An 18,133-nucleotide genomic window follows, 5' to 3' on the forward strand; every position below is an offset into this window, starting at 1 on the left:
CAGGTGAATGGGGCGTCAAGGGGTCTGTGGCCTACAACTCGATTGCGGGACCCGTAACCGATGATCGCGCACGCGGCTCAGAAGCGCCTGGCGCCCAGGTCGCGGGAGACCGCGCGGGCGCAGTCCCGTACCGCCGCGACCAGGTCGGGCCGCAGTCCGCCGTCCGTGCAGACCCGTTCCACCGCACCGGTCACCGCGACGGCGCCCACCGGCATCCGGCGCCGGTCGTGGATGGGTGCGGCCACCGAGGCGACGCCCTCCCAGGTCTCCTCCATGTCGGCCGCCCAGCCACGCGCGCGGATCAGGTCGAGCATCGACTCGAACTCCTGCGGATCGGTGACCGTGCGGGGCGTGAACGACTGCCGTTCGGCCTCCATGGCCTCCGTGTGCGCCACCGGGTCGTACGCCGACAGCACCTTGCCCAGGGCCGTCGAGTGGAGCGGCTGCATGGCCCCGACCTCCAGGACCTGCCGGCTGTCGTCGGGCCGGAACACGTGGTGGACGATCAGGACGCCCCGCTGGTGCAGGACGCCCAGATGGGCGCTCTCGCCGCTGGACCTGGCCAGGTCGTCCGTCCAGACCAGTGCGCGGGCCCGCAGCTCGTGGACGTCCAGATAGCTGTTGCCCAGGCGCAGCAGCTCGGCGCCGAGCTGGTAGCGGCCGGAGGCTGCGTCCTGCTCGACGAAGCCCTCGTGCTGGAGCGTGCGCAGGATGCCGTGGGCGGTGCCCTTGGCCAGGCCCAGCGACGAGGCGATGTCGGAGAGCCCCAGTCGCCGTTCGCCGCCCGCCAGCAGTCGCAGCATCGCGGCCGCCCGTTCCAGCGACTGGATGTTCTTGGCCATCGCGCCGTACTCCTCCACTGTGGTTCGACAATGCTGAACACTATCGGTCGATGCCGACCGGTGCTCGATCGCAGGAGAAGTCTGCGGCACCCCGCCGGTCCGGACGGCCCCCGGAACAGCATGCAGTCCGATTCGTGGACGGAGTCACGGCCCGGGACGTCGCCCGGCTAGGCTGGCCAGGTGCGCCTTCCGCCGAAGCCGCAAAGCCGACAGCCGTCGCATCCCAGGGAGTACATCCATGGCCCCGTCGCCGACCCCTTCAGCCGACAGCAGGACCCGGACCGCAGCGCTCCGTGAGGCGCTCGCCACCCGAGTGGTGGTCGCCGACGGTGCCATGGGCACCATGCTGCAGGCCCAGGACCCCACGCTCGAGGACTTCGAGAACCTCGAGGGCTGCAACGAGATCCTGAACCTCACGCGCCCCGACATCGTGCGCTCCGTGCATGAGGAGTACTTCGCGGTCGGCGTGGACTGTGTGGAGACGAACACCTTCGGCGCCAACCACTCGGCGGCGAACGAGTACGAGATCGCCGACCGGATCGTCGAACTGTCCGAGTCGGGTGCCCGTATCGCCCGCGAGGTCGCCGACGAGTTCACCGCGAAGGACGGCCGCCAGCGCTGGGTCCTCGGCTCCGTGGGGCCCGGCACCAAGCTGCCCTCGCTCGGTCACATCGCGTACGACGTGCTGCGGGACGGCTACCAGCAGAACGCGGAGGGCCTGCTCGCCGGCGGCGCGGACGCCCTGATCGTGGAGACCACGCAGGACCTGCTGCAGACGAAGTCCAGCCTGATCGGCGCGCGCCGGGCGATGGACGCACTGGGTATCGACGTGCCGCTGATCTGCTCGCTCGCCTTCGAGACGACCGGCGTCATGCTGCTCGGCTCCGAGATCGGCGCCGCGCTGACCGCCCTCGAGCCGCTCGGCATCGACCTGATCGGGCTGAACTGCTCGACGGGCCCGGACGAGATGAGCGAGCACCTGCGCTATCTGGCCCAGCACTCGCGTACACCGCTGATGTGCATGCCGAACGCCGGTCTGCCCGTGCTGACCAAGGACGGGGCGCACTTCCCGCTCGGCCCCGAGGGGCTGGCGGACGCGCAGGAGACCTTCGTCAGCGACTACGGCCTGTCCCTGATCGGCGGCTGCTGCGGTACGACGCCCGAGCATCTGCGCCAGGTCGTCGAGCGGGCCCGTGGCCTCACCCCCGCGGTCCGCGACCCGCGGCCCGAGCCCGGCGCCGCCTCGCTCTACCAGACCGTGCCCTTCCGGCAGGACACCTCGTACCTCGCCATCGGTGAGCGGACGAACGCGAATGGGTCGAAGAAGTTCCGTGAGGCGATGCTGGAGGCGCGGTGGGACGACTGTGTGGAGATGGCGCGTGACCAGATCCGCGAGGGCGCGCACCTGCTCGATCTCTGCGTCGACTACGTGGGGCGCGACGGGGTCGCGGACATGGCGGAGCTGGCCGGACGGTTCGCGACCGCCTCCACGCTGCCGATCGTGCTGGACTCCACCGAGCTGCCCGTGCTGCGGGCCGGCCTGGAGAAGCTCGGCGGGCGCGCGGTCCTGAACTCGGTGAACTACGAGGACGGTGACGGGCCCGAGTCGCGCTTCGTGAAGGTGACGCAGCTGGCCGCCGAGCACGGTGCGGCGCTGATCGCCCTGACCATCGACGAGGAGGGCCAGGCCCGTACCGTCGAGCACAAGGTGGCCATCGCGGAGCGGCTCATCGAGGACCTCACGGGCAACTGGGGCATTCACGAGTCGGACATCCTCATCGACTGCCTGACCTTCACCATCTGCACCGGGCAGGAGGAGTCGCGCAAGGACGGCATCGCCACGATCGGGGCGATCCGTGAGCTGAAGAAGCGCCACCCCGACGTCCAGACCACCCTCGGCCTGTCCAACATCTCCTTCGGTCTCAACCCGGCGGCCCGCGTCGTCCTGAACTCGGTCTTCCTCGACGAGTGTGTGAAGGCGGGGCTGGACTCCGCGATCGTGCACGCGTCGAAGATCCTGCCGATCGCGCGGCTGGACGAGGAGCAGGTCAAGGTCGCCCACGACCTGATCTACGACCGCCGCGCCGAGGACTACGACCCGCTGCAGCGGCTCATGGAGCTCTTCGAGGGCGTCAACATGAAGTCGATGAAGGAGGGCAAGGCCGAGGAGCTCCTCGCGCTGCCTCTGGACGAGCGGCTTCAGCGCCGGATCATCGACGGCGAGAAGAAGGGGCTGGAGGCCGACCTCGACGAGGCCCTGCAGACGCGTCCCGCGCTCGACATCGTCAACGACACCCTGCTGGAGGGCATGAAGGTCGTCGGCGAGCTGTTCGGCTCCGGCCAGATGCAGTTGCCCTTCGTGCTCCAGTCAGCCGAGGTCATGAAGACCGCGGTGGCCCATCTGGAGCCGCACATGGAGAAGTCGGACGCCGAGGGCAAGGGCACCATCGTGCTGGCCACCGTCCGCGGCGACGTCCACGACATCGGCAAGAACCTCGTCGACATCATCCTGTCCAACAACGGCTACAACGTCGTCAACATCGGCATCAAGCAGCCCGTCTCCGCGATCCTGGAAGCCGCCGAGGAGAACCGCGCCGACGTCATCGGCATGTCCGGCCTCCTGGTCAAGTCCACCGTGATCATGAAGGAGAACCTCCAGGAGCTCAACCAGCGCAAGCTGGCCGCCGAGTACCCGGTCATCCTGGGCGGCGCCGCCCTGACCCGCGCCTACGTCGAACAGGACCTCCACGAGATCTACGAGGGCGAGGTCCGCTACGCCCGGGACGCCTTCGAGGGCCTGCGGCTGATGGACGCGCTCATCGGGGTCAAGCGCGGCGTTCCGGGTGCCGTCCTGCCCGAGCTCAAACAGCGCCGGGTGCCCAAGCGCGAGGCGGCCGTGCTGGAGGTCGAGGAGCCGGAGGAGGGCGTGCGTTCCGACGTCTCGGTCACCAACCCCGTCCCCGAGCCCCCGTTCTGGGGCACCCGGGTCGTCAAGGGCATCCAGCTCAAGGAGTACGCCTCCTGGCTCGACGAGGGCGCACTCTTCAAGGGCCAGTGGGGCCTCAAGCAGGCCCGCGCCGGCGACGGACCCACGTACGAGGAGCTGGTCGAGACCGAGGGCCGGCCGCACCTGCGGGGCTGGCTCGACAAGCTGCACACCGAGAACCTGCTGGAAGCGGCCGTCGTCTACGGCTACTTCCCCTGCGTCTCCAAGGGCGACGACCTGATCCTGCTGCACGAGGACGGCTCGGAGCGCACCCGCTTCACCTTCCCGCGCCAGCGCCGCGGCCGCCGCCTCTGCCTCGCCGACTTCTTCCGCCCCGAGGAGTCCGGCGAGACGGACGTCATCGGCCTCCAGGTCGTCACCGTCGGATCGCGGATCGGCGGCGAGACCGCCAAGCTCTTCGAGGCCAACGCCTACCGCGACTACCTGGAGCTGCACGGCCTCTCCGTCCAGCTGGCCGAGGCCCTCGCCGAGTACTGGCACGCCCGGGTCCGCTCGGAGCTCGGCTTCGCGGGCGAGGACCCGGCCGACGTAGAGGACATGTTCGCGCTGAAGTACCGCGGCGCGCGATTCTCCCTCGGCTACGGCGCCTGCCCGGACCTGGAGGACCGGGCCAAGATCGCCGACCTGCTCCAGCCCGAGCGGATCGGCGTGCACCTGTCCGAGGAGTTCCAGCTCCACCCGGAGCAGTCCACCGACGCGATCGTCATCCACCACCCGGAGGCGAAGTACTTCAACGCGCGGTAAGGCACTGTTCAACGCGTGGTAGCCGGACGAGTCGTACACTGGTCGGTCCAGTGCAGGCCGGTCACCGTTCCTCGGGGGAACGGTGACCGGCCTTCTCGCCCCTCATGAAAGGTGTGCCGGATGACCAGTACGATTCCCGCGTCCCTGACCCGTACGGCAGAGGGTGCGGCCCTGCAGGCCGTGCTCCTCGACATGGACGGCACCCTGGTCGACACCGAGGGCTTCTGGTGGGACGTCGAGAAGGAGGTCTTCGCCGACCTCGGGCACACGCTGGAGGAGTCCTGGCGTGAAGTGGTCGTCGGCGGCCCGATGACCCGCAGCGCCGGGTACCTGATCGAAGCCACCGGCGCCGACATCACCCTCCCGGAGGTGACCGTGCTGCTCAACGACCGCTTCGAGAAGCGCATCGGCCTCGGGGTGCCCCTGATGCCCGGAGCGGCCCGGCTCCTGGCCGAGCTGGGCAGACACCGGATCCCCACCGCCCTGGTCTCGGCCTCGCACCGGCGGATCATCGACCGGGTGCTGGACTCCGTGGGGCACCATCACTTCGCACTGACCGTCGCGGGCGACGAGGTCACCCGGACGAAGCCGCACCCGGAGCCGTATCTCGCCGCCGCCGCAGGCTTCGGGGCCGACCCCCGGTTCTGCGCGGTCATCGAGGACACGGCGACCGGAGTCGCCGCGGCGGAGGCCGCCGGGTGCCGGGTGGTCGCCGTGCCGTCGGTGTCACCGATCGCACCCGCCCCCGGCCGCGTCGTCGTGACTTCTCTCGAAGAAGTCGATCTCGCATTTCTCAGGGGCCTGGTCACGGGAATGCATTGAGCCGTACACCGGGAGTGCTTCTGTGAATGAATGGAAAATCTCTCTGCGTCGGACGTGCGTATTCTGTCGCACTCGCGTGTAAGTAAGTCGGGTGCATGTCAATACCCTGAAGTCTTCATCGATCCCTTGAGTAAGTGACCTTCGTCACCCGAATGGCCGCCAATGTGTTCGGGAGTTTCGCCCGGCTGCCCGGTTTGACGTACCCAAGTGTCCCGGTTCGTGAATGCCTGTACGAATCATTCCGGCAGCCGGTGAACAGCGCTCCACACATTCCCGTCACCACTCCATTACGCACCGGACGGATCCGGTCCGGCATTGCCGGTGGTGCCTACTAATGTCGTTTTCTCCATGACCGCATGAGGGAGAACGTCCAGGATGAACCGCAAGACACTGGTGCTGCCGGCCGTCGTCGGCCTGCTCGCGCCCGTACTCGCCGCGTGCGGCGCGACGGACGGTGGGAGCGATGGTGGCGGCGCCATCGTTGTCGGCACCACGGACCGGTTCGTCGGCTCGAAGGACGCCCCCGCACCACTCGACCCGGCCGTCGGCTACGAGGCGGGCGTCTGGAACGTCCTGCGGCAGACCGTGCAGACCCTGACGCACATCCCGCGCGGCGGCGGCGAGCCGGTGCCCGAGGCCGCCGAGAGCTGCTCCTTCACCGACACGGCCAACGAGAGCTACCGCTGCAAGCTGCGCGGCGGCCTCGAATTCGCCGACGGCAGCGCGGTCACCGCCGAGGACGTCAAGTACTCCATCGACCGCGTCATCCGCATCAAGTCCACCAATGGACCCGTCGCCCTGCTCGACAACATCGACACCGTCGAGACCAAGGGCGACCGCGAGGTCATATTCCACCTCCGGACCTCGGACGCGACCTTCCCCTACAAGCTCGCCACCCCGTCCGCCGGAATAATCCAGCCCGCCAAATACCCGGCGGCCTCGGCACGCGACGGATTCCAGGTGGACGGCTCCGGTCCGTACACGATGAAGCCGGAAGTGAAGAACAATCAGGTCGTGAAAGTCGTCTTCACAAAGAATCCCCGCTACCGGGGAGATCTCAAGGTGCTGAACGACAAGGTCGAACTGGATCTCTTCCCCGACGCCGCCGCCATGGGCAAGGCGCTCGACGAGAAGAAGATCGACATGATGACCCGAACCATGTCGCCGAAGCAGTCGCAGAAGATGCTGGAGCACCCCAAGGACGGCATCAAGCTGACCGAGATGCCCGGCCTCGCCATCAGCTACATCGGATTCGACACCCACGACCCCGCCGTGAAGAACAAGGCCGTCCGCCAGGCCATGGCCCAGGTCATCGACCGGGGCCAGATCGCGAGCGAGGTGTACGGCACCACGGCCGAACCGCTGTACTCGCTCATCCCGTCCAGCATCGCCGGACACACCAACTCGTTCTTCAACAAGTACGGCGAGCCCAGCACGGCCAAGGCCGCGGCGATCCTGAAGGACGCCGGAATCCACACCCCGGTGAAGTTCACCCTCCACTACACGACCGACCACTACGGCGACGCGACCGCCGCCGAGTTCAGGACCCTGCGGAGGCAGCTCAACGACACGGGCCTGTTCGACGTGTCCGTCGAAGGAACCCCCTGGCAGAAGTACCGTCCGGCCGAACTGCGCGGCGATTACGCCGCCTACGGCATGGGCTGGTTCCCCGACTTCCCGGACCCGGACAACTACACGGCGCCGTTCCTCGACAAGAACAACTTCCTCAACTCGCCCTACCGGTCGGCCCTCGCCCAGAAGACGCTCATCCCGCAGTCCCGCCGCGAGGCCGACCGCAGCATCGCGGCCAAAACCTTCAAGCAGCTCCAGGACATCGTCGCCGAGGACGTCCCGGTCCTCCCGGTCTGGCAGGGCAAGCAGTACGTCGCCTCCCGCGAAGGCCTCACCGGCGTGGAGTGGGCGGTCAACTCCTCCGCCGACCTCCAGCTCTGGGAGCTGGGCACCGACTGAGCCCCGGACAGCGCCCCGGCCGCCGCCCCCCGGCCGTCACTCCGGGCCCCGCGCCCCGGCCCCGCCGGGTCACTGGGCGCCGGGGCGCACCAGTCCGCTCTCGTAGGCGTAGACCGCCGCCTGCACCCGGTCACGCAGCCCCAGCTTCGTCAGCACATGGCCCACATGCGTCTTGACCGTCGTCTCACTGACGAACAGGTCAGCGGCGATCTCGGCATTCGACAGACCGCGCGCCACGAGCTTCAGAACCTCCACCTCGCGGTCCGTCAACGTGTTGAGCGTGTCCGGAACCGGCTCCTCGCCCGACGGCAGATGATCCGCGTACTTGTCCAGCAGCCGCCGCGTGATGCTCGGAGCGAGCATCGCCTCGCCACCCGCGACCACCCGGATCGCCTGCACCAGCTCATTGGCCGGAGCATCCTTCAGCAGGAAGCCACTGGCCCCGGCACGCAGCGCCTCCACCACGTACTCATCGAGATCGAACGTGGTGAGGACCAGCACCTTCGCCGGACCGTCCTTACCGGGGCCGGTGATCTGGCGCGTCGCCTCCACACCGTCCATCCGCGGCATCCGGATGTCCATCAGCACCACATCGGGCTGCAGCGCCCGCACCTGGTCGAGAGCCTGGAGACCGTCACCGGCCTCACCCACCACCGCGAGATCGCCCTCCGCCTCCAGAATCATCCGGAAGCCGGTGCGCAGCAGCGGTTGGTCATCGACCAGTAGGACGCGGATAGCCACGGTTCTCCTTAAGGTCCTTCAAGGGCCACAGGCCGGCCGGCCTCAGCATGGACCGGATCCATTCTGCCCTGCACGTCCGGCACGTCCTGCGCGGGCTCCGCCGGGCGTACCGACAACGGGTAGACCGGGGGAGTGCCGCCGAACTCCGGACAGAGCGCCTGATGGTCGCACCAGCCGCACAGCTTCGTCGGCCGGGGCCGCCACTCACCGGTCTCCGTGGCGAGCGAGATCGCCTCCCACAGAGCCAGCAGCTTGCGCTCCACCCGCTCCAGATCCGCCACCACCGGGTCGTACGTCAGCACGTCCCCACTGCCCAGATAGACCAGCTGGAGACGGCGCGGTACCACACCCTTCAGCCGCCAGATGACGAGCGCGTAGAACTTCATCTGGAACAGCGCCCCCTCCGCGTACTCCGGGCGCGGCGCCTTCCCCGTCTTGTAGTCGACGATCCGGACATCGCCCGAAGGCGTCACATCGATCCGGTCGATCACCCCGCGCAGCCGCAGCCCCGACTCCAGCTCCGTCTCGACGAACAGCTCCCGCTCGGCCGGCTCCAGCCGCGTCGGATCCTCCAGCGAGAACCAGCGCTCCACCAGCCGCTCCGCCTCCGACAGCCACCGCGAAAGCCGCTCACCCTGCGGATCCTCCGCGAACAGCTCCGACAGCTCCGGCTTCGACTCCAGCAAACGGTCCCACTGCCCCGGGATCAGCGCCGTGGCCCGGCCGGCCGTCCGCTCCGTCGCCGGATTGTCGAACAGGCGCTCCAGCACCGCATGGACGAGCGTCCCCCGGGTAGCCGCCTCACTGGGCTTCTGCGGCAGCTTGTCGATGACCCGGAACCGGTACAGCAGGGGACACTGCATGAAGTCGCTCGCCCGCGACGGCGAAAGGGACGAGGGCGGCTGAGGCGGCCGCGGTACTGAGGTCATGACGAAGACCCTACGACCCGCCACTGACAACAACCGGCATACCATCGACCACAGACCCCCGAACACTGCATCATCGTGCCGGACGGCACCGACCGAAGGGACCTCGTGGACGAGAGCGGCAACAGCGGGCGGCCGCAGCCCGGCGCAGGCGGAACGGACCCCGCCGCCGGCCCCGGCAGGAAGAAGCCGCCGCGCCGCGAAGAACCCGGAGGCGGCATCCTCATGGGCCGCCCCTTCGGAGTACCCGTCTACGTCGCACCGAGCTGGTTCCTGGTCGCCGCGCTGATCACCTGGGTCTTCGGCGGCCAGCTCGACCGGGTCCTGCCCGGCCTCGGCGCGGCGCGCTACCTCGTCGCCCTCTTCTTCGCCATCGCCTTCTACGCCTCCGTGCTCGTCCACGAACTCGCGCACACCGTGGTCGCACTGCGCTACAAACTGCCGGTACGCCGCATCCAGCTCCAGTTCTTCGGCGGCGTCTCCGAGATCGAGAAGGAATCCGAGACCCCCGGCCGCGAATTCGTCCTCGCCTTCGTGGGACCGCTGCTCTCCCTCGTCCTGGCCGGCGTCTTCTACATCCCGCTGAACTACGTCGAACGCGGCACCGTCCCCGGAGTACTTCTCGGCGGACTCATGATCTCCAACCTCATCGTCGCCGCCTTCAACCTGCTGCCAGGCCTCCCGCTCGACGGCGGCCGGATGCTCCGCGCCGTCGTCTGGAAGATCACCGGCCGCCCGATGAGCGGCACCGTCGCCGCCGCCTGGGTCGGCCGGGCGCTGGCCGTCATCACCCTCATCGGCCTCCCCCTCCTCACCCGCACCGGGTCCTTCGGCAACGACACCGACAGCCTCAGCGGCATGGACACCGTCATCGACGCCCTGCTCGCCGCGGTCCTCGCCGCCATCATCTGGACCGGAGCCGGCAACAGCCTGCGCATGGCCCGGCTGCGCGAACACCTCCCCGACCTGCGCGCCCGCGCCCTCACCAGGCGCGCGGTACCCGTCGAAGCCGCCACCCCGCTCTCCGAAGCCCTGCGGCGCGCCAACGAGGCCGGAGCCCGCGCCCTCGTCGTCGTCGACGCAAGCGGCGAACCCAAGGCCGTCGTCCGCGAGGCCGCCATCGTCGCCGTCCCCGAACACCGCCGCCCCTGGGTCGCCGTCAGCGGCCTCGCCCAGGACCTCACCGACGGCATGAAGGTCTCCGCCGAACTCGCCGGCGAAGCCCTCCTGGACCGGCTCAAGGCCAGCCCCGCCACCGAGTACCTCGTCGTCGAGGACACCGGCGAGATCTACGGAGTGCTGTCCACGGCCGACGTGGAACGCGCCTTCGTCGCCGCCATGGCCCGCCCCGCCGCGTGACCCCCCGGCCCGCACCCGGACACGCGGTCGGAGCCCACGGAAACACCGGTACGCTGGTCACATGTCTGAACCGACCGGTGCCGCCCGCCGACGTGGGCCCTTCAAGGTCGGGGACCAGGTCCAGCTCACCGATCCCAAGGGACGCCACTACACCTTCACGCTCGAAGCCGGAAAGAACTTCCACACCCACAAGGGTTCTTTCTCGCACGACGAGCTGATCGGTGCTCCCGAGGGCAGTGTTGTCCGCACCACGGGGAACGTCGTCTACCTCGCGCTGCGCCCCCTGCTCCCCGACTACGTCCTGTCCATGCCCCGCGGCGCCGCCGTGGTCTACCCCAAGGACGCGGGGCAGATCCTGGCCTTCGGCGACATCTTCCCCGGCGCCCGCGTCGTGGAGGCCGGCGTCGGATCCGGCGCGCTCTCGACCTTCCTGCTCCGCGCCATCGGCGAGCAGGGCATGCTGCACTCCTACGAGCGCCGCGAGGACTTCGCCGAGATCGCCCAGCAGAACGTCGAGCGCTACTTCGGCAGCCCGCACCCCGCCTGGCAGCTCACCGTCGGAGACCTCCAGGACAACCTCACGGAGACCGACGTCGACCGCGTGGTCCTGGACATGCTCGCGCCCTGGGAGTGCCTGGACGCCGTCTCCAAGGCGCTCGTCCCGGGCGGCATCCTCTGCGCCTACGTCGCCACCACCACCCAGCTCTCCCGGACGGTCGAGTCCATCCGCGAGATCGGCTGCTTCGCGGAACCCCAGCCCTGGGAGTCGATGATCCGCAACTGGCACGTCGAGGGCCTCGCCGTCCGCCCGGACCACCGGATGATCGGCCACACCGGCTTCCTCGTCACCGCCCGGCGGCTGGCCGACGGTGTCCAGGCCCCGCCGCGCCGCCGCCGCCCCTCCAAGGGCGCCTACGGCGACGACTACAGCGGACCGGGCAGCCAGAGCGGTACCGCCACCGACTGACCCGGCAACGCACCCGCGCCGCCGCCGAGTTCCCGGACCGACCCGGGAACTCGGCGGCGGCGCCTTTTCGTTGCCCCGGTACCGGTACCGGGGCAACGGCCGGCACCGGTGCCGGCCGCCGGTGCACCGGAAGCACGCAATCCCCGGGGACCCCACCGTTCCGCCCATGTGTGAGGTGTGGCACGATGCTGGCCACTCCCCACCCGCCGCCGACACCCTGCCGACGGCACCGCCGCTCAGGCATTCCGCACCAAAGGAACCACAGGAGACATCCCGCGTGCAGACCTCCGCGCTCCCGGACCTCGCGCACACCGACACCACCACGCTGCACTGGCTCGCCACCGCCGCGGCCATGGCCGCCGTGGTCGCGGCAGCCGGACTGCTCCAGCCCGACACGGCCGCCTCGGCCTCCACCACGCCCCACCGCACCGCCGTGCAGCACGGCTCGGCGCCCGTGGCCCCGCCCGACCCCGCCCGCGCGGCCTTCCCGCTGGAATGCGGCGGCGTCGGCACCACGGTCGCCAAGGAGGTCCCCGGAGACCTCGACGGCGACGACCGCCCGGAGACCGTCGCGGTGGTCCACTGCGCGGCCGGATCGGGCACCCCGCCCAGCGGCGTCTACGTCCTCACACAGGGAAGCGGGGCCGCACCCAGAATCGTCGCGACCCTGGTCGACCCCGCCCAGAAGATGAGCGTCGGAGACTTCACCGTGAGTGACGGAACCGTCTCCGCGACGCTCCTCGGCTACTCCTCGCCCACGGTCCCGTCCTGCTGCCCCGACGAGCAGGAGAAGGTCACCTGGCAGTGGCAGAACGGCGCCTTCGTACGCACCAGCCTGTCCGACGACCCCGCCGACGGCAACGTCTGACGGCGTCACCCGGCACAGCCGCCCACCACCGCCCTGCGGACCGGTTCATCCGGGCGGATCAGCCGGATCAGGCGGCCTCGGGACCGTACACCTCGACCCTGTCCGAAACGCGTCGTACATGAATGCAGTCGCCGGGGCACTCCTTGGCCGAATCGACCACGTCCTGGAGAAGCGGCAACGGCACCGGGGTGGTGGCCCCCTTGTCCTGCAGCAGCTCGTCGCCGTCGCTCTTCACATAGGCCAGTCCGTCGATGTCCAGCTCGAAGACCTCGGGCGCGTACTGCACACAGATACCGTCCCCCGTGCAGAGGTCCTGATCGATCCAGACCTCCAGGTCCTGCGTGTCGCCACCGGTGGGAGCGTCCTGCTGCGCGGTCATTTCGCCTGCCGTTTCCTGCGTATCCGAACCAAAAAAAGCCAGCCCTGACGGGTGTTGAACACTTCGACGATACAACCGGCCGCTTTCCGATGTTGAAGGGTGGGTATTCCCCTGACACGAGGGAGAGCGCAAGGGTGAAGATCGGACACACCCCACAGTCTTTGTGATCTAGGGGTTTCAATCATCACCCACCCAGGTAGGGTCAGGAAGCGTCCAGCTCCCCTTGGAGGAGGTGAGGACCGTGGCAGCCCACGACGACGACATCAACCGCGGCATCCGGCCCGTGCGGGGGTCCGATGACCCAGCCGGCCAGGTCGCCTATCTCGAGCAGGAAATCGCCGTCCTGCGACGTAAGCTCGCCGACTCTCCGCGTCATACGAGGATTCTCGAAGAGCGGATCGTCGAGTTCCAGACCAACCTCGCAGGCGTGTCCGCTCAGAACGAGCGGCTCGCCAGCACACTCCGCGAGGCCCGCGACCAGATCGTGGCCCTCAAGGAAGAGGTCGACCGGCTGGCACAGCCACCGGCCGGCTTCGGTGTGTTCCTGCAAGGCAACGAGGACGGCACCTGCGACATCTTCACCGGGGGCCGCAAGCTCCGGGTGAACGTCAGTCCCAGTGTTGAGCTCGATGACCTCCGGCGCGGCCAGGAAGTCATGCTCAACGAAGCGCTCAACGTGGTCGACGCCATGGAATTCGAGCGGGCCGGGGACATCGTCACCCTCAAGGAGATCCTTGAGGACGGCGAACGCGCCCTGGTGGTCGGGCACACCGACGAGGAACGGGTGGTGCGGCTCGCCGAGCCGCTGCTGGACATCACCATCCGCCCCGGCGACGCCCTGCTGCTCGAACCCAGGTCCGGCTACGTCTACGAAGTCGTTCCCAAGAGCGAGGTCGAAGAGCTCGTCCTCGAAGAAGTCCCGGACATCGACTACGACAAGATCGGCGGCCTGGGCGACCAGATCGAACTGATCCGCGACGCGGTCGAGCTCCCCTATCTGCACCCCGACCTCTTCCGGGAGCACGAGCTGCGGCCACCGAAGGGCATCCTGCTCTACGGCCCGCCCGGCTGCGGCAAGACACTCATCGCCAAAGCCGTCGCCAACTCCCTCGCGAAGAAGGTCGCCGAGGTCACCGGCCAGCCCACCGGCAAGAGCTACTTCCTCAATATCAAGGGCCCCGAACTCCTCAACAAGTACGTCGGCGAGACCGAGCGCCACATCCGCCTGGTCTTCCAGCGTGCCCGCGAGAAGGCGAGTGAGGGCACCCCCGTCATCGTCTTCTTCGACGAGATGGAGTCGCTCTTCCGAACCCGGGGATCCGGCGTCAGCTCGGACGTGGAGAACACCATCGTCCCCCAGCTGCTCGCCGAGATCGACGGCGTCGAGGGCCTGGAGAACGTCATCGTGATCGGCGCCTCCAACCGCGAGGACATGATCGACCCCGCGATCCTGCGACCCGGCCGCCTCGATGTGAAGATCAAGATCGAGCGCCCGGACGCGGAGGCCGCGAAGGACATCTTCGCGAAGTACCTCACGCCCTCGCTGCCCCTGCACGCCGACGACCTGGCCGAGAACACCGGCTCCAGGGAAGCCGCCGCGCACGCCATGATCCAGTCGGTCGTCGAGCGGATGTACACCGAGTCCGAGGAGAACCGCTTCCTCGAGGTCACGTACGCCAACGGCGACAAGGAAGTCCTGTACTTCAAGGACTTCAACTCCGGCGCGATGATCCAGAACATCGTCGACCGGGCCAAGAAGATGGCCATCAAGGCCTTCCTCGACCAGGGCCAGAAGGGCCTTCGCGTCTCCCACCTCCTCCAGGCATGCGTGGACGAGTTCAAGGAGAACGAGGACCTGCCGAACACCACCAACCCGGACGACTGGGCCAGGATCTCCGGCAAGAAGGGTGAGCGGATCGTCTTCATCCGCACACTCGTCACCGGAAAGCAGGGCGCGGACACCGGACGCTCCATCGACACGGTGGCAAACACCGGGCAGTACCTGTAGAACGCAGACCGGCTGCGGATGCCCGGCCGGGCATCCGCAGCCGGTTGCTTTCCGGACAGCTGCGACGACACCGCAGCAATGACGTAATTGATCTCCCCACCAGCACAGAGGCGCTCTAGGCTCATGCATACCGCCCGGTCGCGCAGTGCGGGTACGGGCACAACCGCGCACGCACCGGACAAGCAGCGGTACTTGAGCGCCGCTCCCGGAAGGGAGCGCCGCCGGGCAAGGAGGGCCGCATGACCGTACGGCGAGTAATGGGCATCGAGACCGAGTACGGAATCTCCGTGCCCGGCCACCCCAACGCCAATGCCATGCTCACCTCGTCCCAGATCGTCAACGCCTACGCGGCGGCGATGCACCGGGCGCGTCGCGCCCGCTGGGACTTCGAGGAGGAGAACCCGCTGCGAGACGCGCGAGGCTTCGACCTCGCCCGCGAGACCGCCGACTCCAGTCAGCTCACGGACGAGGACATCGGCCTGGCCAATGTCATCCTCACCAACGGGGCACGGCTCTACGTCGACCACGCACACCCCGAGTACAGCTCCCCGGAGATCACCAACCCCAGGGACGCCGTCCTCTGGGACAAGGCCGGCGAGCGCATCATGGCCGAGGCCGCCGAACGAGCGGCCCAGCTGCCCGGCGCCCAGCCGATCCACCTCTACAAGAACAACACCGACAACAAGGGCGCCTCGTACGGCACGCACGAGAACTACCTGATGAAGCGGGAGACCCCGTTCTCGGACATCGTGCGCCACCTGACCCCGTTCTTCGTCTCGCGCCAGGTCGTCACCGGAGCGGGACGGGTCGGAATCGGCCAGGACGGCCACGAGCACGGCTTCCAGATCAGCCAGCGCGCCGACTACTTCGAGGTCGAGGTCGGCCTGGAGACCACACTCAAGCGGCCGATCATCAACACCCGCGACGAGCCCCATTCGGACGCCGAGAAATACCGCCGGCTGCACGTGATCATCGGCGACGCGAACCTCTCCGAGATCTCGACCTATCTCAAGCTGGGCACCACCTCACTGGTCCTCTCCATGATCGAGGACGGCTTCATCAACGTCGACCTGGCCGTCGACCAGCCGGTGCGCACGCTGCACCAGGTGTCGCACGACCCGGATCTCCAGCAGCTGGTCACGCTGCGCAGCGGCCGGACACTCACCGCCGTACAGCTCCAGATGGAGTACTTCGAGCTGGGCCGCAAATACGTCGAGGAGCGGTACGGCGCGGATGCCGACGAGCAGACCAAGGACATCCTGATCCGCTGGGAGGACACGCTCAACCGGCTGGAGAACGATCCGATGAGCCTCTCCCGCGAGCTGGACTGGATCGCCAAGCGGGAGCTCATGGAGGGCTACCGCCGCCGAGACAACCTCGACTGGGACGCACCCAGGCTGCACCTGGTGGACCTCCAGTACGCCGACGTACGGGCCGACAAGGGCCTCTACAACCGTCTGGCGGCCCGGGGCAGGATGGACCGCCTGCTGGACGAGAACGAGGTCGAGCAGGCCCGTACGGCGCCGCCGGAGGACACGAGGGCGTATTTCCGCGGCCGCTGCCTGGAGCAGTACGCGGACGACGTCGCGGCGGCCTCCTGGGACTCGGTCATCTTCGATCTCCCGGGCCACGACTCCCTGCAGCGGGTGCCCACCATGGAGCCGCTCCGGGGCACACGTGAGCACGTGAAGGACCTCCTGGACCGCTGCCGCACCGCGGAAGAGCTGGTCCGGGTGCTCACGGGCGGCTGAAAGGGCCGCAGGCTGGGAATCATTCCGATGACCTCCGGACGTTGAGACAAGTACCGGGCCAATGTCGGACCCCGTAGGTAGGGTCTGATCAAGTGCTTCGAACCGAGCGGGGTGAGCTACATGGCGACCAAGGACACCGGCGGCGGACAGCAGAAGGCGACGCGTTCCACCGAGGGGACCGAGGAGCAGGCGCAGGACGCGCAGGCCTCCGAGGACCTCAAGGAGCGACAGGAGAAGCTGAGCGACGACGTCGACGACGTCCTCGACGAGATCGATGACGTACTCGAAGAGAACGCAGAAGATTTCGTGAGGTCGTTTGTTCAAAAAGGTGGGGAATAGGGCTTAATGTCCGAATCCCTCGACGGGAGGAACTGTTCTCGCTGTCGGAAGAGTCTGCCGCGGCAGTCCTTCGCGAGTAACAGGACCATGCCGGACGGCCTCCAGGCGTACTGCCGGCGGTGCTCTGCCGAGTACTACCAGCAGCGTCAGGAGGCCAAGGGCAAGTCCGTCCGGGTCAGGGTGCCGGTGCCGCGGGGGCACAAACGTTGTCCGCAGTGCGGCGAGGTGAAACCGCATGGTCAGTGGGAGCGGAACAGGTCGTCCTCGGACGGCTGGTCCAGCTACTGCCGCCCATGCCGGGCGGAGCGGAACCGGATCAGTTACTTCCGACGCACATACGGCCTCGCTCCGGCCGAGTTGGACGCATTGATCGCCGCTCAGCAGGGCACGTGTTGCATCTGTCTGACCGCTTCGGCAGAGCATGTGGATCACTGCCATGAGACGGGTAGGGTCCGAGGCGTACTGTGCTTCAGCTGCAACGCAGCCCTGGGGCAGCTCAAGGACCGGCCGGATGCCATAAGGCGTGCAGCCGCATATGTGGAGGGAAACGCGTGGAAGCCAACACTCGTAGCACCGGGCGTCTACCAGCTGCCTTCCTGACGCCGGGATCGTCCTCCTTCATGGACTTCCTGACCGACCAGTCGCCCGCGATGCTGCCGGGCAACCGGCAGCTGCCGCCCATGAAGGGGGCCATCGAGGCCCCGCACGGGACGACCATCGTCGCGGCGTCGTTCCCCGGCGGCGTGGTGCTGGCCGGTGACCGGCGGGCGACCATGGGCAGCATGATCGCGCAGCGCGACATCCAGAAGGTGTTCCCGGCCGACGAGTACTCGGCGGTGGGCATCGCCGGTACGGCCGGTCTGGCCGTGGAGATGGTCAAGCTCTTCCAGCTGGAGCTGGAGCACTTCGAGAAGGTCGAGGGTGCACAGCTCTCCCTGGAGGGCAAGGCGAACCGGCTCTCCACGATGATCCGGAGCAATCTGGCGATGGCCATGCAGGGTCTCGCCGTAGTGCCGCTCTTCGCCGGCTACGACGTCGACCGCGAGCGGGGCCGGATCTTCTCGTACGACGTCACCGGAGGCCGTTCCGAGGAGCAGGGCTACGCGTCCACCGGCTCCGGGTCGATCTTCGCCCGCACCTCCATGAAGAAGCTCTACCGCGAGGACCTGACGCAGGAGCAGACGCTCACTCTGGTCGTACAGGCCCTTTACGACGCGGCGGACGACGACTCGGCGACCGGTGGGCCCGATGTGGCCCGGCGTATCTATCCGATCCTCACCGTCATCACCGACGAGGGTTTCCGGAAACTCACCGAGACAGAATCCGCAGAGATTGCCCGGTCGGTTCTGGAACGACGGCTCGCCGAGCCTGACGGCCCGCGCGCCGAGCTGCTCTGACCGCCCCTTCCG

The 18,133-nt window shown here is 68.2% G+C and carries 15 protein-coding genes; 11 read left to right on the plus strand and 4 right to left on the minus strand.

The genetic code is table 11. The features are described 5' to 3' along the window. Positions 1–77: 77 nt before the first annotated feature. Positions 78–842 carry an IclR family transcriptional regulator gene (locus EDD93_RS27260; RefSeq protein WP_260255966.1) on the minus strand — a complete coding sequence of 255 codons (765 nt, stop codon included), beginning with the start codon at positions 840–842 and terminating at the stop codon, positions 78–80. Between the two features lie 238 nt (positions 843–1,080). Between EDD93_RS27260 and metH the strand changes: the two genes are divergently transcribed. The 3 genes from metH (at position 1,081) to EDD93_RS27275 (ending at position 7,386) form a co-directional block, all read left to right on the plus strand. Then, positions 1,081–4,593: a methionine synthase gene (gene metH, locus EDD93_RS27265; protein WP_123528156.1), complete on the plus strand. Its 3,513-nt coding sequence runs from the start codon at positions 1,081–1,083 to the stop codon at positions 4,591–4,593. Positions 4,594–4,713: 120 nt separating this feature from the next. After that, positions 4,714–5,415 carry an HAD family phosphatase gene (locus EDD93_RS27270; protein WP_123528157.1) on the plus strand — a complete coding sequence of 234 codons (702 nt, stop codon included), beginning with the start codon at positions 4,714–4,716 and terminating at the stop codon, positions 5,413–5,415. Between the two features lie 375 nt (positions 5,416–5,790). Continuing rightward, complete coding sequence (locus EDD93_RS27275) at positions 5,791–7,386, plus strand: ABC transporter substrate-binding protein (protein WP_123528158.1); 1,596 nt, start codon at positions 5,791–5,793, stop codon at positions 7,384–7,386. A 69-nt stretch (positions 7,387–7,455) separates the two neighbouring features. On the opposite strand, the gene EDD93_RS27280 is transcribed toward EDD93_RS27275, so the two are convergent. Then, positions 7,456–8,127, minus strand: a complete 672-nt coding sequence (locus tag EDD93_RS27280) for a response regulator transcription factor (protein WP_123528159.1) — start codon at positions 8,125–8,127, stop codon at positions 7,456–7,458. An 8-nt stretch (positions 8,128–8,135) separates the two neighbouring features. After that, on the minus strand, positions 8,136–8,990 hold the full coding sequence (locus EDD93_RS27285) for a PD-(D/E)XK nuclease family protein (RefSeq protein ID WP_260256032.1): 855 nt from the start codon (positions 8,988–8,990) through the stop codon (positions 8,136–8,138). A gap of 171 nt (positions 8,991–9,161) precedes the next feature. Between EDD93_RS27285 and EDD93_RS27290 the strand changes: the two genes are divergently transcribed. The 3 genes from EDD93_RS27290 (at position 9,162) to EDD93_RS27300 (ending at position 12,247) form a co-directional block, all read left to right on the plus strand. After that, entirely contained in the window at positions 9,162–10,412 is a 1,251-nt protein-coding gene (locus EDD93_RS27290; protein WP_123529373.1) for a site-2 protease family protein, read from the plus strand. A gap of 61 nt (positions 10,413–10,473) precedes the next feature. Further along, positions 10,474–11,379 carry a tRNA (adenine-N1)-methyltransferase gene (locus EDD93_RS27295; protein WP_123528161.1) on the plus strand — a complete coding sequence of 302 codons (906 nt, stop codon included), beginning with the start codon at positions 10,474–10,476 and terminating at the stop codon, positions 11,377–11,379. 277 nt (positions 11,380–11,656) lie between these two features. Further along, positions 11,657–12,247, plus strand: a complete 591-nt coding sequence (locus tag EDD93_RS27300; protein WP_123528162.1) for a hypothetical protein — start codon at positions 11,657–11,659, stop codon at positions 12,245–12,247. Positions 12,248–12,314: 67 nt separating this feature from the next. On the opposite strand, the gene EDD93_RS27305 is transcribed toward EDD93_RS27300, so the two are convergent. Further along, positions 12,315–12,626 (minus strand): ferredoxin, encoded by a 312-nt coding sequence (locus tag EDD93_RS27305; RefSeq protein ID WP_123528163.1) that lies wholly within the window; start codon positions 12,624–12,626, stop codon positions 12,315–12,317. Positions 12,627–12,867: 241 nt separating this feature from the next. Between EDD93_RS27305 and arc the strand changes: the two genes are divergently transcribed. The 5 genes from arc to prcB all read left to right on the plus strand — a co-directional run bounded on the left by arc (position 12,868) and on the right by prcB (position 18,121). Next, positions 12,868–14,634 (plus strand): proteasome ATPase, encoded by a 1,767-nt coding sequence (gene arc, locus EDD93_RS27315; protein WP_123528164.1) that lies wholly within the window; start codon positions 12,868–12,870, stop codon positions 14,632–14,634. 239 nt (positions 14,635–14,873) lie between these two features. After that, positions 14,874–16,385: a depupylase/deamidase Dop gene (dop, locus tag EDD93_RS27320; RefSeq protein WP_185092541.1), complete on the plus strand. Its 1,512-nt coding sequence runs from the start codon at positions 14,874–14,876 to the stop codon at positions 16,383–16,385. A 120-nt stretch (positions 16,386–16,505) separates the two neighbouring features. Beyond that, complete coding sequence (locus EDD93_RS27325; RefSeq protein ID WP_123529375.1) at positions 16,506–16,724, plus strand: ubiquitin-like protein Pup; 219 nt, start codon at positions 16,506–16,508, stop codon at positions 16,722–16,724. Between the two features lie 87 nt (positions 16,725–16,811). Continuing rightward, a complete protein-coding gene (locus EDD93_RS27330) occupies positions 16,812–17,324 on the plus strand; it encodes an endonuclease VII domain-containing protein (protein ID WP_311318340.1) in 513 nt (170 codons plus the stop codon). Then, on the plus strand, positions 17,276–18,121 hold the full coding sequence (gene prcB / locus EDD93_RS27335; protein ID WP_123528167.1) for a proteasome subunit beta: 846 nt from the start codon (positions 17,276–17,278) through the stop codon (positions 18,119–18,121). The genes EDD93_RS27330 and prcB overlap by 49 nt, the downstream gene beginning before the upstream one ends. Positions 18,122–18,133: the final 12 nt, after the last annotated feature.

Origin of the sequence: Streptomyces sp. 840.1, assembly GCF_003751445.1 — a bacterium.
In the GTDB taxonomy this organism is placed as follows: Bacteria; Actinomycetota; Actinomycetes; order Streptomycetales; family Streptomycetaceae; genus Streptomyces.

Bases quoted from the DNA above. Each gene is read 5' to 3' on its own strand.
- EDD93_RS27260 (WP_260255966.1), bottom strand. From the start codon at position 842: ATGGCCAAGAACATCCAGTCGCTGGAACGGGCGGCCGCGATGCTGCGA.
- metH (WP_123528156.1), top strand. From the start codon at position 1,081: ATGGCCCCGTCGCCGACCCCTTCAGCCGACAGCAGGACCCGGACCGCA.
- EDD93_RS27270 (WP_123528157.1), top strand. From the start codon at position 4,714: ATGACCAGTACGATTCCCGCGTCCCTGACCCGTACGGCAGAGGGTGCG.
- EDD93_RS27275 (WP_123528158.1), top strand. From the start codon at position 5,791: ATGAACCGCAAGACACTGGTGCTGCCGGCCGTCGTCGGCCTGCTCGCG.
- EDD93_RS27285 (WP_260256032.1), bottom strand. From the start codon at position 8,990: ATGCAGTGTCCCCTGCTGTACCGGTTCCGGGTCATCGACAAGCTGCCG.
- EDD93_RS27295 (WP_123528161.1), top strand. From the start codon at position 10,474: ATGTCTGAACCGACCGGTGCCGCCCGCCGACGTGGGCCCTTCAAGGTC.
- EDD93_RS27305 (WP_123528163.1), bottom strand. From the start codon at position 12,626: ATGACCGCGCAGCAGGACGCTCCCACCGGTGGCGACACGCAGGACCTG.
- dop (WP_185092541.1), top strand. From the start codon at position 14,874: ATGACCGTACGGCGAGTAATGGGCATCGAGACCGAGTACGGAATCTCC.
- EDD93_RS27325 (WP_123529375.1), top strand. From the start codon at position 16,506: ATGGCGACCAAGGACACCGGCGGCGGACAGCAGAAGGCGACGCGTTCC.
- EDD93_RS27330 (WP_311318340.1), top strand. From the start codon at position 16,812: ATGCCGGACGGCCTCCAGGCGTACTGCCGGCGGTGCTCTGCCGAGTAC.